Here is a 16049-nt window from a genome sequence, read left to right as displayed (position 1 = left end):
GTTACATTTGGTAGCTTAAGGTCAAGCCTAAGTAGTGAGCGTTGTAATCGTGGCCCATATCACCAAAACTGAGTACGTTGGGAATCGTGTCCCAGCTTGTGCCTTGGTTTTGCCAGTTAGCATCTTGATATTTTTCGAATAACCAATCGACGCGCAGCGACATACTGTCGGCAAACTTATATTTGGCGTAGGCATTAATATTGTGTTTGCGGGCGTAAAAATCGCCATAGGGACTGGTGATGCCGTAGGTCACTTCTGTATCACTCTGTCCGTCGGAATAGCTGTAATCCAAACCAATATCGAGGTGATGATCGAACAGGTTTTGATAACTAAGCCCTGCACCAATCAAGGTCGATTTTTCCTCGGCAGTGCTGTACCAATCGGGTGTCGAGAAGGAATTACTGCCCGCTTGGTCTGAATCGCGCCAATCTTGGTTAACAAAGGCGGTTAAATTGAGGTCACTGCTCAGCACATATTGGGCTGACAAGTCGTAACCGAGATAGGACACCTGAGTTAGACCAACGAAGGTATGATGATAGTCGTCATTAATGCTGTGTAAGCTGGCACCAAGAGATAGACCAATATCGCTCTGATAATCCGTGTGTAAGGTGACTTTCTGTCTTTTTCTATCGGCAAGGTAGGATTTACGTAGCCAAGGATTACTTGAACTTTGAGTGGTTGCGACGGGATGATATTCACTGCCATCTCGCTCTAGTGCTTCTCCTTTCAACCAAGCTGACCATGCGGGCGAATAGCGATAACTTAGTTTAGCAAACACGCCGGACTCGTCGACGGATTGGCGGTCGAGTTCGGCATAATCGTTTTCGCTACGGCTGTAACCCGCTTCGGCATAAGCCACTGAGGTAAAGCGGTATTTGCCTTTGAGTTCGAGTTTTTTGGTGCGCTTATCATAAAGGCTATTTTGGGCTGTGCCTTGATTAATACTGTCGGTGACGATCTGCGGAAAGTCTAATTGAGCCGTTTTGTTATCTCTGTCTTGATAGTTGTAGCTTGCCTGCATGCTTAAATCTTGGTTGATCCGTCCTGAATATTTAAGGTCCATCTCTACAATATCAACTTGGCCATTTAAGGTATCCGCAGGCAGGACGGGCGATGGGCCATTGATGGTGGCAGGAATAAAGGTGTCATCTTGGGTCATGCGGCTAAAGCCTGCGTGCATCAATACATTTTGACCATTTGTTCCCCCTGAGGCTTCTGCGGCAACTCGGTAGGCTTTATTGTCGGGGTCGATCGCATTCTGACCTAGGTATGCTGCACCAAAGGTGGGAGTGTAGGCAGACTGCCACAGCATGGCTTGGTGATCATTTTTATATTGGCTGATTTGGCTATTGATGCCTGCTTGCCAGCCTGAACCGTTAAAATAAACTCTCGCATCGACTTCATCAGTACTGTCATCAATTGGTTGGGCTAGCATAACGCTATTGGTGAGTATATTGGCACTGGTCTTTTTTGCGCCACTGCGGTCTTCATGCTGATAGTTTAGCGAGGCTTTGTAGTGACTGTTATTGTCACCTTCAGGTGATATTTTGCCAGCGTAGTAACCACCGATACTAAAGCGATCACGTTGAATACTTAAATCTTGGCTAACAAGGCTGCTCTGTAACATAGGCATAGATTGCGTTGTGCCGCCTGTTATCCAGTTATCGGGCAATAACATTTTATCTTGCACTGAGGTATAGGGGCTTTTGAGTTGATTATGGTTATAGTTTGCTAAGCCTCTATAACCTAAGTTGATTTGATAGTTTCCCGGCCTTCCTGTTGTGAGCTTGGCTGAGCCCGCATCAAAACCTAACTTATCCGCGACCAGCTCGGTTTGATAACCCGACGGTGTTTTGTACACCATATCCGCACCGACGGCACCAACGAGACCATCATTATCTGTTCCAGTACTGTTACCGAAACGGCTGTCCTCACTATCGTTGTAAGCGAGGCTGGCACTGACATTGCCAATATGCCCTGTCTTAGGTTGGCATTGCTTACAGCTCCATGCCTCTGTCTTTATGCTACTTCGATTCGCTTCTTGCAGCTCATAACCTTCGGCGTGTGCTTGAGTCAAAACACCGTTTATCGCCCAAGTCAGCAAAGTGAGGGAGAAATAAGCGCTAGGGTGAGACATTTTAGCTGTTCGCATGATCATTCCCTTGTTATCTCTGTAGTAATTTGCCAGAAGGATGGTTAGAGCCATGCACTTGTCCATGACAATTCATACAGGAATTACCAGAAGTGAAGGCATTGGTTTGATTGCCAAAATAGGCATTACTGCTATGGCCATCCGAAGCGTGGCACTGCTGACACAGTTGTGGCGGTTTGCTGATCAGCATGGCTTCGTTCACGCTGCCGTGGGGATTATGGCAATTAGCGCAGTTGTCGGTGACGGGGGCATGTTCCCACAGTTTAGGGCCGCGTTTTTCGGCATGACAGCTATAGCAATTTTCATTAACACTCATTTGCTTCAAGCTTGAATCGTTTAAACTGCCGTGGGGATTATGGCAGTCACTGCACACCATTTGTTGCCACTGTAATGGATGCGCCGAGCGCTTGTGCATATCGGCTTTTTGTTGGGTATGGCACTGGGTACAAATGGTGACTTCATTGGCTTTATCGCTGATAGGATCTTTTGCGGTATGCACTTGATGGCAGCTGCTACAGGCGACATCGGCGTTATCGTGGTGATTGCCTTTCCATGCGGTACGTTGACTGTCATTGTGGCAACTCATACAGACACTGTTTTGCTTTTGCGCGGGAACAGGGGAGTTTGCGCCAAAGGTGATCATCGGCTCTTTGCCACCTTTATTATGATTCCCTAACGGGCCGTGGCAGGCTTCGCACTGCAAATCGGCCATAGGCGAATCTTTCACATTGGGGTTGCCATGAACCCCCTCAAATATTGCCATCACCACGGCACTTTTTTTGTGGCACATCAGGCAAGTATCAGCGCCTTTAGCGGAATACTTACCTTCGGCGAATTTTTTGTCTAATGTCGCAACAACTTCTTCTGGTTTTTTGTCATCCCAAGGGGTCGCTGAGGCCGAAACGCTCGCGATTGATAACAAAATACATAGCATAGCCTTAGCTATGCTTCTGAACTTTAGCCCTATTTCCATGGTTATGTTTTCCCGAGTGCATTTATATTTGTTATTTTTACGCTTTCGACATTGCTAATTTAGCTTATTGAGCTTGGTTAATATTAGAACAAGTGTGTGACACGTGCTTAACATTGCGTGGTCTTTTCACTGTAAAGAAGGATGATTTTACAGGCGATATAGATTAAGTGTGATTTTGATCACACTTGCTTCGGGTGGGATTTGTTTACAGCGTTTTGACTTCTGTGCATCGCTTGATAGTCACTAATGCTAAGGTGCGGATTTTTATTTTCGGTTGGTCGTTTATTCATTGGAATTTTTATCACATAATACCCAACACAATTGAAAACTATTATCGTTACCAATCAAAAATCTTGATCTAGGTAAAGTTATTAGTGTCATCGCTCGGTTACAATGGGCGCAGTTTTTCGAGCTGAACCTGTTGCAAGGTGGAATACGTAATGAAGTTAAGCGAACTCAGTCCCGGCGATCGCGGTCTTATTTCTGAAGTGGGGCGTTTGGCGCTGCCACAAACCGTGAAGCGCAAGTTGTTGTCCATGGGGATCACGCCAAATACGCGTTTTTTATTGATCCGATACGCACCTATGGGCTCTGGTCTCGAACTGGATATTCGTGGTAGTAAACTTTGTATGCGCAGAGATTTGGCAGACATCATTGAGGTGGAAAAGACGAATGGCTAAGCAGTTTCATTGCGTCACAGTAGGAAACCCTAACGCGGGTAAATCTACACTCTTTAACGCGCTAACAGGCGCAAATCAACAAGTGGGTAACTGGTCTGGTGTTACGGTCGAAAAAAAGACTGGTCATTTCACCTTAAACGGTGCTGACGTCTATCTGACAGACTTACCGGGTATTTACGACCTTCTTCCTGCGGGCAATAGTTGCGATTGTTCACTTGATGAGCAAATTGCGCAGCAATATCTTGCTGAGCAACGTGTCGATGGCATTATCAATTTAGTCGATGCCACTAATATCGAACGTCACTTATATCTCACAGCCCAATTACGTGAACTCGCTATCCCTATGGTAGTGGTGCTGAATAAAATTGATTCGGCTGTCAAACGTGGGATTAAAGTCGATTTAAAGAAAATGAGCCAAGAGCTGGGTTGCCCTGTGATTGGCGTGTGTTCGCGAGATCCTGCCGATGTCGCTAAAGTGCAGGCACAGGTACTCGATTTACTTCAAGGCCGAGTCTCAGAAGCCCCATTAGTGCTTCATTATGATGAACAAATTGAAGCGGGCGTGCAGTTACTCTGCAGCAAAGATGCCCAATTAAGTCGCGGCCGCGCTTTGGCTATGCTAGGTAATGGTTCGGGTTGTGGTAGCTGTAAAAATGCTGAACTGCAGGATGAAGTGAATTCCTGTACTCAGATTATCGCTCAGCAAGGCCATGATATTGAAGTGATGGTGGCGACCACGCGCTTTAATTTCGTTGAACAAGTTTTTCAAGGTTCAGTGAAAGAGTCAGGGTTCCTCACCCTCAGTGACAAATTAGATAAACTCGTCTTACATCCTGTGCTTGGCATTCCTGTGTTCTTGTTTGTGATGTATTTGATGTTTATGTTCAGCATTAATATTGGCAGTGCTTTTATTGATTTCTTTGATGTTTTTGCTGGCGCATTGTTTGTCGATCACTTCGGTTCATTCTTGACGAGCATGGGCTCTCCGGCTTGGTTGGTCACTATCTTAGCGGGCGGTGTCGGCCAAGGCATTCAAACCGTATCAACCTTTATTCCTGTTATTGCGGCGCTTTTCCTCGGTTTGTCGATCCTCGAAAGTTCTGGCTACATGGCACGCGCTGCATTTGTGGTTGACGGTTTAATGCGTCGTATTGGCCTGCCTGGTAAAGCATTCGTTCCTATGATTGTCGGTTTTGGTTGTTCAGTGCCGGCAATTATGGCTACGCGAACCTTAGGCAGTGAGCGTGAGCGTATTGTGACAGGGATGATGGCGCCATTTATGTCCTGTGGTGCACGTCTTCCGGTTTATGCACTATTTGCGGCGGCTTTCTTCCCTGATTCAGGTCAGAATTTAGTCTTCTTGCTGTATATTATTGGTATCTTTGCCGCTATCGGTACGGGTTTATTACTCAGAAGCACTTTATTACCCGGCAGCAGTAGCGCTGTGGTGATGGAGCTACCAAGTTATGAACTACCTAAGCTGAAAGCCGTTATGGTCCGTACTGGTAAACGCACTAAGAGTTTTATTTTAGGCGCAGGTAAAACGATTGTTCTAGTCGTGACCTTATTGAACTTCATCAATGCTATTGGTGTTGATGGCACATTTGGCCATGAAGATAGCCAAGCATCTTTGCTGAGTGTCGCGAGTCAAAAAATCACGCCTATCTTCTCGCCTATGGGCATAGAGCAGGATAACTGGCCAGCAACCGTCGGTATTATCACGGGTATTTTCGCTAAAGAAGCGGTTGTTGGTACCTTAAACAGTCTATACAGCAGCGCGGCGCCGACAGATGAAGAGCTTGCACCATTGAGCGAAAGCTTTAATGCGGCTCTGGCAACGATTCCAGCTAACTTGTTTGGTTTAGATCTTGAAGATCCGCTTAAACTGTCGGTCGGTGATTTAACCAATAAAGAAACCGTTGCTGAAGAACAAGGTGTTGCGACATCGACTTTCGGTGCTTTACAAGCAGGTTTTAGTGGTAAAGTTGCGGCTTTCTCCTATTTGCTGTTTATCTTACTTTATACTCCTTGTGTTGCGGCAATGGGCGCCTTAGTGCATGAGTTTGGTTCTCGGTGGGCGACGTTTGCGGCAACGTGGACTTTCTCACTGGCTTATGGTTCTGCAACGGTAGTTTATCAAGCTGCTACCTTTACGCAGCACCCAGTTCAATCAAGTCTGTGGATTGGTTTCTTCTTGTTTGCATTAGCCGCTTTTTATCTGTGGTTGAAACGTAAAGGTAAAAGAAGCCAGCAGATTATTCCTGGGATCCGCATTATCACCGAGTAAGATTTACTGAGTCGGCGTGACTGAATAATAAATGTCAGCTTAGTTAGGTCAAAGATAAAAGCAGCTTTCATGGCTGCTTTTATTGTTTTACTATCGCGGTTATAACCCCAGACAGTCAAAAACCAGAGTTTTTAACCCTAGGCATTGTAACTAGTGGTGATCTGTAGGATCATGCTGGTTTTCTTAAAATTGCCATTGTTCGCAAAGAGGAATTCCATGAGTCATGTGGACACTGAAGTACGTCCGAGTAACTTTATTCGTAATATCATAGATGAAGATTTACAAAGCGGTAAGCACACGAGTGTACAGACTCGTTTCCCGCCGGAACCGAATGGCTATCTTCATATTGGTCATGCTAAATCTATCTGCTTAAATTTTGGGATAGCGCGAGACTATAACGGTCTGTGTAATTTACGTTTTGACGATACTAATCCTGAAAAAGAAGACATTGATTATGTGAATTCTATTCAGGCAGATGTGCGTTGGCTTGGATTCCAGTGGGATGGCGATGTTCGCTATTCATCAAACTATTTTGATCAGTTACATCAATATGCGGTTGAACTGATTAATAAAGGTTTGGCTTATGTGTGTTTTTTGAATGCAGATGAAACCCGTGAATACCGTGGTACGTTAAAAGAGCCAGGTAAAAACAGTCCTTTCCGCGACACATCAGTCGAAGAAAACCTCGCCTTATTCGCTAAGATGCGCGACGGTGGTTTTAAAGAAGGCGAGTGCGCATTGCGTGCCAAAATTGATATGGCATCGCCATTCATGTGTATGCGCGATCCTATCATCTACCGTATTCGTTTTGCCCATCATCATCAAACAGGTGACAAGTGGTGCATTTACCCAATGTACGACTTCACGCACTGTATTTCTGATGCGTTAGAACATATTACCCACTCTTTATGTACATTAGAGTTCCAAGACAACCGTCGTTTATACGATTGGGTGTTGGATAATTTGAACGACTTTCAAGCGCCGAATCGTACTCGTCAATACGAGTTTTCACGCTTAAATCTCGAATATACCTTGATGTCTAAACGTAAACTGAATGACCTTGTGACCCGTAAACTCGTGTCAGGTTGGGATGACCCACGTATGCCAACGATTGCAGGCTTACGTCGCCGTGGTTATACACCGGCGTCAATTCGCGAGTTCTGTCAACGTATCGGCGTGACTAAGCAAGAGAATATGATTGAAGTCGGCATGTTAGATGCGTGTATTCGTGAAGAATTGAACGAACATGCACCGCGTGCGATGGCCGTATTGCGTCCATTGAAAGTCATCATTGAAAACTATGCTGAAGGTGAACTTGAGTACATTCAAGCGGCCGCTCATCCAAATGATGAGAGCATGGGGACGCGTGAATTAGCCTTTGGCCGAGAAATATTGATTGATGTGGCTGACTTTAAAGAAGAAGCCAACAAACAATACAAACGCTTAGTTACAGGTAAAGAAGTGCGTTTACGTAATGCTTATGTGATTAAAGCTGAACGTTGTGACAAAGACAGCGAAGGTAATATCATGACGGTTTACTGTACTTATGATCCTGAAACTTTAGGTAAAAACCCTGCTGATGGCCGTAAAGTTAAAGGCGTGATCCATTGGGTTGAGGCATCTACAGCCAAGCCTGCTGAATTCCGTCTCTATCAGCGTTTATTTACCGATCCTAATCCTGCTGCGGCAGAGACTGTGGATGAGGTGTTGAACCCTGAATCATTGATCGTTGTACAAGGTTTTGCAGAAGCAAGCTTAGTGAATGCACCTGCGGAACAAGCCTATCAGTTTGAGCGTGAAGGCTATTTCTGCGCTGACAGTAAAGATTCATCGCCGGATAATTTAGTGTTTAACTTAACCGTAGCGCTGCGTGATTCTTTCGAGTGATTTTGCTTAAGTGGATCTGTTTGACTGAATGAGTCAAACAGATCTGCTAACTCGCTCAGAGCGTTAATTCAACTCAAAAAAGAAGGCCTTGACAGCCTTCTTTTTTATTTTCTGCTAAAAATTCAATTGCTATGCAGAGCTTGAGTTGCTGTTGATTAAATTTGTGATGAATTAAAGTGGTTATTGGTACATAGGACCAAAGCCTAAGCTCCATAAAATGACACTAGTTGCCATTAGCCCCACCAAGAGTACTAAGCCAGCAGTCACCATAGAGCTGGCGTAGATAAAACCTTTCTCTTCGGGGATATTCATAATGATAGGGACCCCCGCGTACAGTAAATACACTGAGTAGGCTAAACCAATCAACCCCACTATCATGATAAACCATAGCACTGGATATAATGCGGCTAAACCAACCATAAACAACGGGGTTGCAGTGTAGGACGCGAGCTCTAATGCTTGGGTGTAAGTTGGGTTAGCATCGAAGGTTTTTGCCATCCAATAGGCTAAATAGGCAAGGGCGAATACGCCTGCAATTAGGCCTAAATACATGCCTGCGGACATAAACAGGGCACTTTGTGGTGTAAGGTAAATAGGATCGCCAGCGCCAGGATTCCAGCCAATGTAAGCCGTAGCTATATAGCTGCACACCGCCGGAATTAAGGCGATAAGAACTACATGGCTTAAGCTACTTTTCAGTGCCTCATGGTTTTTTTCAATTGTTTGCCACTCTTGTTTTGGATGAGTGTATAGCCCCATTAAGTGATTCAGTATCATTATAATTATCCTTGTTCAGCATTGATGAATGGCTCGCCAAACGTCAGACGAGCTGATAACAGCTCTACAATCGAGGTTAAAATGGTGTCCTGTCTCTTTATCCATCGATTGGTTACACATAGAGAAGTGAGAGGCTGTGTGATCAGGATCTCAGTTCTTTAGAGTGTAGATTATTTATTGAACAAAAAGTTCAGCGCGTCAAGTTTACTTAAGCCTAATGCTATAGCTTATGAGTAAATATGCGTAAAATAGCGCGATATTCAGAATGATATTGAGTGAGTCCATGCTGCAACTTCTTGCCCCCATCCACGCATTTCTTCACTGTGAAACACCGCAAACTTGGATTGATGTCGCGATAAAATCAGATTCCTTGGATGAGTTGCTGATCGACCATTGTAACTGTGAGTTAAAAGCCGCTCAGACAGCGATTTTTTTGCTACGAAAATATGCGTTAGATAAAGACTGTGGTCGAGCTCTGTTGGCGTGGGCTAAACCTTATGAAGAGTTTATTTATTCGCAAGAACATGATGTGGAAAGTTTTTTAGCCCGTGATGTGAAAAAGAATGAGTTGGTAACTGACCTTATACCTAAGCCCAACTTTAAGTTTGCTGCGAATTTAGTTTCACCTTTAATCCGCTTGATTAAAGAAGAGTTTCATCATTTTGAACAAGTATTGGATTTAATGCACAAGCGCAGTATTGATTACCGCAATATTCGCGCGGGTCGTTATGCCAAGGGGATGATGAGTCATGTGACAACCCATGAGAAAGATATTTTGCGGGATAAGTTGATTGTAGGGGCATATATTGAGGCTCGCTCGTGCGAGCGCTTCGCTAAACTCGCGCCTTATTTAGACGGTGAGCTGAGTAAGTTTTATGTGTCACTGCTGCGCTCTGAAGCGCGACATTATCAAGATTATCTTGCGTTAGCTCAGTTGGTTTCACCTGAGGATATTAGTGAGCGAGTGAAGTACTTTGGCGAGTTAGAAGCGGAGTTGATTTTGGCGCAGGATGATGAGTTTCGTTTCCACAGTGGGTCGCCTCTATTAAATTAATTTGAACGGCTTTGCTTCCCCAAACGAGTAGAGTTAAGTCCATATAGCTGAAACGATTAACGGTTCTAAAAAACCGTTAATCACAGTATTTTCAAGCTATTAAAGCTAAAGATTTAAGCTATTTAAGCTTAAGTAACGCTAAATGAGGCCTACTTAAGCCAATGCCTTTAGGTCATCATCGGGTCGAAGGGTAAGGACTGTAAATTAATCCCTTCAGCGCTCACACTGAGCACACTGCCTTGTTCATACCAATCGCCAACCACTATACGCTTACAGCCATTAGCAAGTTGATGAATGGCTGGTCTGTGGGTATGACCGTGGATCATATGCTTAGTGTGTGTCTTGGCAAATAACACATCGACCGCATTGGGCTCTACATCCATGATAGTGTAGCTTTTTTGCTTATTGCTGTTCTTGCTCTTGCTGCGAATTTTATCAGCAATGCCCTGACGGGTTTTCTTGGATAAACAACCGTACAGCCAACGAGACAGCGATAAACTGCGCAGTTTTCGAAAGCGTTGGTAGGCCTTATCTAAAGTACATAAGCTGTCGCCGTGCAAAATTACAGTGTCGACACCGTATAAATTGAGGCGAGTGACTTCGGGTAAAATTTGCATGCCTGCGGCGCGCGCAAATTGTTTGCCTAGCATGAAGTCACGGTTGCCATGGATAAAATACACTGGCAACTTTTGTGATACTTGCTTGAGTTTTTCGGCGATGTCGAGGGCAAAAGGCAAGGCAATATCATCACCAACCCAGACTTCAAACAAATCGCCTAGGATATAAAGGGCGTCGGCATCATCGAGTTCAGTGTCGAGAAAGCGAGTGAACGCTTGGGTGATATCAAGGCGATCTGCACTCAGGTGTAGATCGCCTATAAATAGAGTTCGCATTCGCCGTATTATGCCGCGACGCTGACTTTTTCAATCACAATGGCTTCTAATGGCACATCTTGATGCATACCACGGTTACCAGTGCTAACGGCTTTGATTTTTTCGATAACATCCATGCCTTCAACGATTTCGCCGAATACGCAGTAGCCCCAGCCCTGTGAGGTTTCTGATTTAAAATCGAGGAAAGTGTTATCGTTCACGTTAATGAAGAACTGCGCAGTAGCTGAATGTGGATCTGAAGTACGCGCCATAGCGACAGTACCAGTACGGTTTGATAAACCGTTATTGGCTTCGTTCTTCACTGGCTCGTTACAACGCTTTTGGCTCATGTCTTCGTTGAAGCCACCACCTTGGATCATAAAACCGTCAATCACACGGTGGAAGATAGTGCCGTCGAAGAAACCTTCGTCAACATATTTCATGAAGTTTGCTACTGTTAACGGTGCTTTTTCAGCGTTCAGTTGCAGTTTAATGTCGCCCAAATTAGTGTGTAATGTGATCATGTTTTCATACTCTGTGTAAATAGTGGCGCGATTCTAACTTATCTCGGATTGCGCGCAAAGTGCAGTATTCAAAACCTGTCAGGCCGTGATAGACTGACTCCTTGATTTTACACCTGAATGTATCATTGAAGAGAATATCGATGTTGAAGATTTACAACAGTATTACCCGCCAAAAACAGGAATTTAAGCCAATTAATCCCGGGAAAATTGGGATGTACGTGTGTGGTGTGACCATATACGATCTCTGTCATATTGGTCATGGCCGTACTTTTGTTTCTTTCGACATGATAGTGCGCTACCTGCGTTACGCGGGTTATGAAGTGAATTTTCAGCGCAATATTACTGATGTTGATGACAAAATCATCAAGCGCGCTAACGAGAATAACGAAAGCTGTGAAGCCTTAACCGAGCGTCTTATTGGTGAAATGCACCAAGACTTCGATGCCTTAAATATGTTGCGTCCCGATTTTGAACCGCGCGCGACCCTTCATATTGCTGAAATCATCGACATGGTTGAGTTATTACTCGCCCGTGGCCATGCCTATGTGGCGAGCGATGGTGATGTGCTTTTCAGCGTGGCCTCATATCCTGATTATGGCCGTTTATCGGGCCAGAATTTAGATCAACTGCAAGCCGGTGCTCGGGTTGAAGTGGACGAAACCAAGCAAAATCCAATGGATTTTGTGTTGTGGAAAATGTCGAAACCTGGCGAACCAACGTGGGAATCCCCATGGGGACCGGGTCGTCCTGGCTGGCATATCGAATGTTCGGCCATGAACAGCAAACATTTAGGTCTGCATTTTGATATTCATGGCGGCGGCTCTGACTTACAGTTCCCACATCATGAGAATGAAATCGCCCAGTCTTGCTGTGCCCATGACACGCCATACGTCAACTATTGGATGCACACTGGCATGGTGATGGTTGACCGTGAAAAGATGTCTAAGTCCTTAGGCAACTTCTTCACCATTCGCGATGTACTTGGTCATTATGATGCTGAAACTGTGCGTTATTTTTTATTGTCTGGCCATTATCGTAGCCAACTGAACTATTCAGAAGATAACTTGAAACAAGCGCGTTCAGCCTTAGAGCGTTTGTATACCGCTATTAAAGATGTCGACTTGACTGTCGTTGCGGCGCCTGCAGAAGAGTTTATTGCCAAGTTTAAAGCGGCGATGGATGATGACTTTAATACACCTGAAGCCTACTCAGTGCTATTTGATATGGTGCGTGAGATCAATCGTTTAAAACTGACCGATATGGCACAGGCATCTGCGTTAGCAGTCACCTTGAAGCAATTAGCGGATGTGTTAGGTCTATTAAGCCAAGAGCCAGAGGCCTTCTTTCAAGGTGGCGGTAGTGACGATGAAGTGGCTGAAATCGAAGCCTTAATCGTTGAGCGTAACCGTGCTCGTACCGAAAAGGATTGGGCTGCTGCGGATGTGGCGCGTAATCGTTTAGATATTTTGGGCGTTGTGCTTGAAGATGGTCCAAGTGGCACCACTTGGCGTAAGAAATAAGCTTATTCGCTATATTTTTAATTCAAGAAAATCTTCAGTAAATAAAAAACCTGCATCATGCAGGTTTTTTTATGCTTGCTAGAACCTAGAACCTAGAACCTAGAACCTAGTCATGATACTGCTCGGCGGCATATAAGGTGTTTTCTAATAGGCTTGCAATTGTCATCGGGCCAACACCGCCGGGGACTGGAGTGATAAAGCTGGCATTTTGCGCTGCAATGTCATATTGCACATCGCCGACTAAGGTGCCGTTATCTAAACGGTTAATGCCTACGTCAATGACGATAGCGCCGGGCTTGATCCACTCGCCAGGAATAAAGCCAGGTTTACCCACTGCAACGACTACGAGATCTGCCTGACGGATTTTTTGTTCGAGATTCTTAGTGAAGCGGTGGCAAGTAGTGGTGGTGCAGCCAGCCAGCAGCAACTCTAAGGTCATTGGGCGGCCGACAATATTGGATGCGCCAACCACAACAGCATCTAAACCATAGGTATCAACGCCGGTGGATTTGATGAGTGTCATTATGCCCATTGGGGTACAAGAGCGCAGCACCGGAATACGCTGGGCTAAACGGCCGACGTTGTACGGGTGAAATCCATCGACGTCTTTATCTGGGCGGATACGCTCGATGACTTTTGAGTCTTCGATATGTGCGGGTAATGGCAGTTGCACTAAGATGCCATCAATTGTCGGATCATCATTAAGACTATCAATCAGGTTGAGTAATTCATCTTCAGTGCAGTTTGTTTCTAAATCGTATGAACGAGAAATAAATCCAACTTCTTCGCAAGCCTTACGTTTACTGCCAACATAAACTTGTGATGCCGGATCGGCTCCCACTAATATTACGGCTAAACCCGGTACGCGTTGTCCAGCCTCTTTGCGGGCGGTGACTTTTTCGCTGAGCTTAGTGCGGATGGATTGAGCAATCGCCTTGCCGTCGATTATTTGGGCTGTCATGGGTGTAGGATATCCTTTATATGGGCGATGGTGAAAACAGTAGTTAACACAGAGATTGGCAATCGTGGCTATTTTAACAGGGCACAGCTACTGTGTCATGGTTAAAGCCGTTGCCAAGTGGATAAAAAAAACCAGATTAGCCTGATAATTCAGCACCTAGAGTCGAACGATAAAAAAATCGTTGACGGGTGTAAAGTGAGGGGATAAGATGCGCTCCGTTCTCAGGCAGATGTGTTCATCTTGCGCTGAAACTGTGATGTAAGACCTTGGGTGATTAGCGCAGTCCGATAGTGCATCCAGATTTTGGATGAGAGTGGACCAGAGGAAACCCTCTGAGTTGATACCAAGTAAAATGTAAGACCTTCGGTGATTAGCGCAGTCCGGTAGCGCATCTGGTTTGGGACCAGAGGGTCAGAGGTTCGAATCCTCTATCACCGACCACTTTATTATCGTTTGCTTCAATGAATTCAAAGATAATTTGGACTCAAATAGGCGAGTGATAGGGTTAGCATAAATGCTTTCCAAATCGGTTAGGATACAGAAAATTCTGTAAACCATGCGCCCGTAGCTCAGTTGGATAGAGCACCCGCCTTCTAAGCGGGTGGTCGCAGGTTCGAATCCTGCCGGGCGTACCAGTTTCAGTGGTGATTGTAGCTCAGTTGGTAGAGTCCCGGATTGTGATTCCGGTTGTCGTGGGTTCGAGCCCCATCAGTCACCCCATTTTTAGTACTTTGAGTACAAATTAAAAAAAGCGACCTTGTGTCGCTTTTTTTATACCCCAGATTCGGCTGTTGAGGCTCGACTCTGCAGAAAACGGTGGCTATAATGTCGCGTCTTGATAGATATCAACTATGAGCGACCTGTGCCTAAAGCCAGTTGTGGTGGGCATTGTAGTCAAATTTAATGATCAAGAAACGAATACCTGAATAGTTGATGAATCGGCTATTACAAAGGACGTTAGACAAATTTCGAGGTAAAACAATGCAAGTTTCTGTTGAAGCAACCCAAGGCCTAGAGCGTCGCCTGACCATTTCTGTTCCTGCTGAACAAATTGAAAAGCTGGTTAAAGACAGTTTACAACGTGAAGCTAAGCGTGCTCGTATCCCAGGTTTCCGTCCTGGTAAAGTGCCTGTTACTGTTATAAACAAACGTTACGGCGCAGCGATTCGTCAAGACATCATGGGTGAAGTGATGCAACGTAACTTCATCGAAGCAATTATTGCTGAGAAGTTAAACCCAGCGGGTGCACCGACTTTTGTTCCTGGTTCTACTGATGGCGAAAAATTCGAATTTATCGCTACCTTTGAAATCTATCCAGAAGTTGAGCTGAAAGGCTTAGATGCAATCGAAGTAGAACAGCCAAAAGCTGAAGTGACTGACGCTGACGTTGACACTATGATTGAAACCTTACGTAAACAACACGCGACTTTCGCTGCTGTTGAGCGTGAAGCTGCTGATGGCGACAAAGTGAAAATGAACTTTGTTGGCTCAGTTGACGGTGAAGAATTTGAAGGCGGCAAAGCTGATGATTTCGAACTGCAATTAGGTAGCGGCCGTATGATCCCTGGTTTTGAAGCAGGTATCTTAGGTCACAAAGCGGGCGAAGAATTTGTTATCGACGTGAACTTCCCTGAAGAATATCACGCTGAAAACCTGAAAGGTAAAGCGGCTAAGTTCGCGATTACGCTGACAGAAGTGCAAGCGGCTAACCTGCCAGAAGTAAACGATGAGTTTGCTGCTCTGTTTGGTATCAGCGAAGGTGGCTTAGAAGCCCTTAAAACTGAAATCCGTAAAAACATGAACCGTGAACTTGAGCAAGCGTTAAAAGCTAACGTGAAAGAGCAAGTGATCAACGGTCTGTTAGCGAACAACGACATCACTCTGCCAAAAGCACTGATCGATGGCGAAGTTAACGTACTGCGTCAACAAGCCATGCAACGCTTTGGTGGTCAAACTGCTAACATGCCTGAACTGCCAGCGGAATTGTTCACTGAACAAGCTGCTCGTCGCGTTAAAATCGGTCTGCTATTAGGCGAAGTCATCAAGACTAACGAACTGAAAGCGGAAGATGAACGTGTACAAGGCTTGATCGCTTCTATGGCTTCAGCCTACGAAGATCCAAGTGAAGTAGTTGCTTATTACAACAGCAACAAAGAGCTGATGCAAAACATGCGCAACGTTGCTTTAGAAGAGCAAGCGGTTGAAGCACTGTTGAAATCTGCCAAAGTGACCGAAAAACAAGTCGCTTTTGAAGAATTTATGAACAAGGCTACCGGTCGCGCATAAGCTAAGCTTGACTTGATTAGCTGTTCGCCATTTATAATGGCTCGTATGAGGCTCCTCATGCGAGCCATTTTTATTT

Annotated in this window: 12 protein-coding genes and 3 tRNA genes; 9 read left to right on the top strand and 6 right to left on the bottom strand. The window is 45.0% G+C overall.

The window, feature by feature from the left end; genetic code table 11:
- Position 1 precedes the first annotated feature (1 nt).
- On the bottom strand, positions 2 to 2152 hold the full coding sequence (locus CKQ84_RS23545) for an MtrB/PioB family decaheme-associated outer membrane protein (RefSeq protein WP_105252944.1): 2151 nt from the start codon (positions 2150 to 2152) through the stop codon (positions 2 to 4).
- A 13-nt stretch (positions 2153 to 2165) separates the two neighbouring features.
- The gene (locus CKQ84_RS23540) at positions 2166 to 3125 is read right to left on the bottom strand and encodes a DmsE family decaheme c-type cytochrome (protein ID WP_173913212.1); all 960 of its coding nucleotides are present in this window, start codon (positions 3123 to 3125) and stop codon (positions 2166 to 2168) included.
- Between the two features lie 440 nt (positions 3126 to 3565).
- Between CKQ84_RS23540 and CKQ84_RS23535 the strand changes: the two genes are divergently transcribed.
- The 3 genes from CKQ84_RS23535 to glnS all read left to right on the top strand — a co-directional run bounded on the left by CKQ84_RS23535 (position 3566) and on the right by glnS (position 7979).
- A complete protein-coding gene (locus CKQ84_RS23535; RefSeq protein ID WP_028760477.1) occupies positions 3566 to 3805 on the top strand; it encodes a FeoA family protein in 240 nt (79 codons plus the stop codon).
- On the top strand, positions 3798 to 6092 hold the full coding sequence (gene feoB, locus CKQ84_RS23530; RefSeq protein WP_105252942.1) for a Fe(2+) transporter permease subunit FeoB: 2295 nt from the start codon (positions 3798 to 3800) through the stop codon (positions 6090 to 6092). Before CKQ84_RS23535 ends, feoB begins: the two co-directional genes overlap by 8 nt.
- A 216-nt stretch (positions 6093 to 6308) precedes the next feature.
- Positions 6309 to 7979: a glutamine--tRNA ligase gene (gene glnS, locus CKQ84_RS23525; RefSeq protein WP_105252941.1), complete on the top strand. Its 1671-nt coding sequence runs from the start codon at positions 6309 to 6311 to the stop codon at positions 7977 to 7979.
- Between the two features lie 180 nt (positions 7980 to 8159).
- Here glnS and CKQ84_RS23520 read toward each other — a convergent pair whose 3' ends face one another.
- Positions 8160 to 8756, bottom strand: coding sequence for a Yip1 family protein (locus CKQ84_RS23520; protein WP_105252940.1), 597 nt, complete (start codon positions 8754 to 8756; stop codon positions 8160 to 8162).
- Between the two features lie 283 nt (positions 8757 to 9039).
- Between CKQ84_RS23520 and miaE the strand changes: the two genes are divergently transcribed.
- Positions 9040 to 9810, top strand: coding sequence for a tRNA isopentenyl-2-thiomethyl-A-37 hydroxylase MiaE (gene miaE / locus CKQ84_RS23515; RefSeq protein ID WP_105252939.1), 771 nt, complete (start codon positions 9040 to 9042; stop codon positions 9808 to 9810).
- A 167-nt stretch (positions 9811 to 9977) separates the two neighbouring features.
- On the opposite strand, the gene CKQ84_RS23510 is transcribed toward miaE, so the two are convergent.
- On the bottom strand, positions 9978 to 10703 hold the full coding sequence (locus CKQ84_RS23510) for a UDP-2,3-diacylglucosamine diphosphatase (protein WP_105252938.1): 726 nt from the start codon (positions 10701 to 10703) through the stop codon (positions 9978 to 9980).
- Positions 10704 to 10711: 8 nt separating this feature from the next.
- Positions 10712 to 11206, bottom strand: coding sequence for a peptidylprolyl isomerase (locus CKQ84_RS23505; RefSeq protein WP_105252937.1), 495 nt, complete (start codon positions 11204 to 11206; stop codon positions 10712 to 10714).
- A 140-nt stretch (positions 11207 to 11346) separates the two neighbouring features.
- Between CKQ84_RS23505 and cysS the strand changes: the two genes are divergently transcribed.
- Positions 11347 to 12726: a cysteine--tRNA ligase gene (gene cysS / locus CKQ84_RS23500; RefSeq protein ID WP_105252936.1), complete on the top strand. Its 1380-nt coding sequence runs from the start codon at positions 11347 to 11349 to the stop codon at positions 12724 to 12726.
- Between the two features lie 106 nt (positions 12727 to 12832).
- Here the strand turns inward: cysS and folD are convergent, their stop codons facing one another.
- Positions 12833 to 13687, bottom strand: a complete 855-nt coding sequence (folD, locus tag CKQ84_RS23495) for a bifunctional methylenetetrahydrofolate dehydrogenase/methenyltetrahydrofolate cyclohydrolase FolD (protein WP_014610292.1) — start codon at positions 13685 to 13687, stop codon at positions 12833 to 12835.
- 364 nt (positions 13688 to 14051) lie between these two features.
- On the opposite strand from folD, the gene CKQ84_RS23490 reads away from it, so the two are divergent.
- The 4 genes from CKQ84_RS23490 (at position 14052) to tig (ending at position 15973) form a co-directional block, all read left to right on the top strand.
- A tRNA-Pro gene (locus tag CKQ84_RS23490) sits at positions 14052 to 14128 on the top strand.
- Between the two features lie 117 nt (positions 14129 to 14245).
- A tRNA-Arg gene (locus CKQ84_RS23485) sits at positions 14246 to 14322 on the top strand.
- Between the two features lie 9 nt (positions 14323 to 14331).
- A tRNA-His gene (locus tag CKQ84_RS23480) sits at positions 14332 to 14407 on the top strand.
- Positions 14408 to 14668: 261 nt separating this feature from the next.
- Positions 14669 to 15973: a trigger factor gene (gene tig, locus CKQ84_RS23475; RefSeq protein ID WP_105252935.1), complete on the top strand. Its 1305-nt coding sequence runs from the start codon at positions 14669 to 14671 to the stop codon at positions 15971 to 15973.
- Positions 15974 to 16049 lie beyond the last annotated feature (76 nt).

Origin of the sequence: Shewanella sp. WE21 (assembly GCF_002966515.1) — a bacterium.
GTDB lineage: Bacteria > Pseudomonadota > Gammaproteobacteria > Enterobacterales > Shewanellaceae > Shewanella > Shewanella oncorhynchi.
Note: the sequence above shows the minus strand (reverse complement) of the source record. Positions and strands in the feature narration are given on the sequence as shown.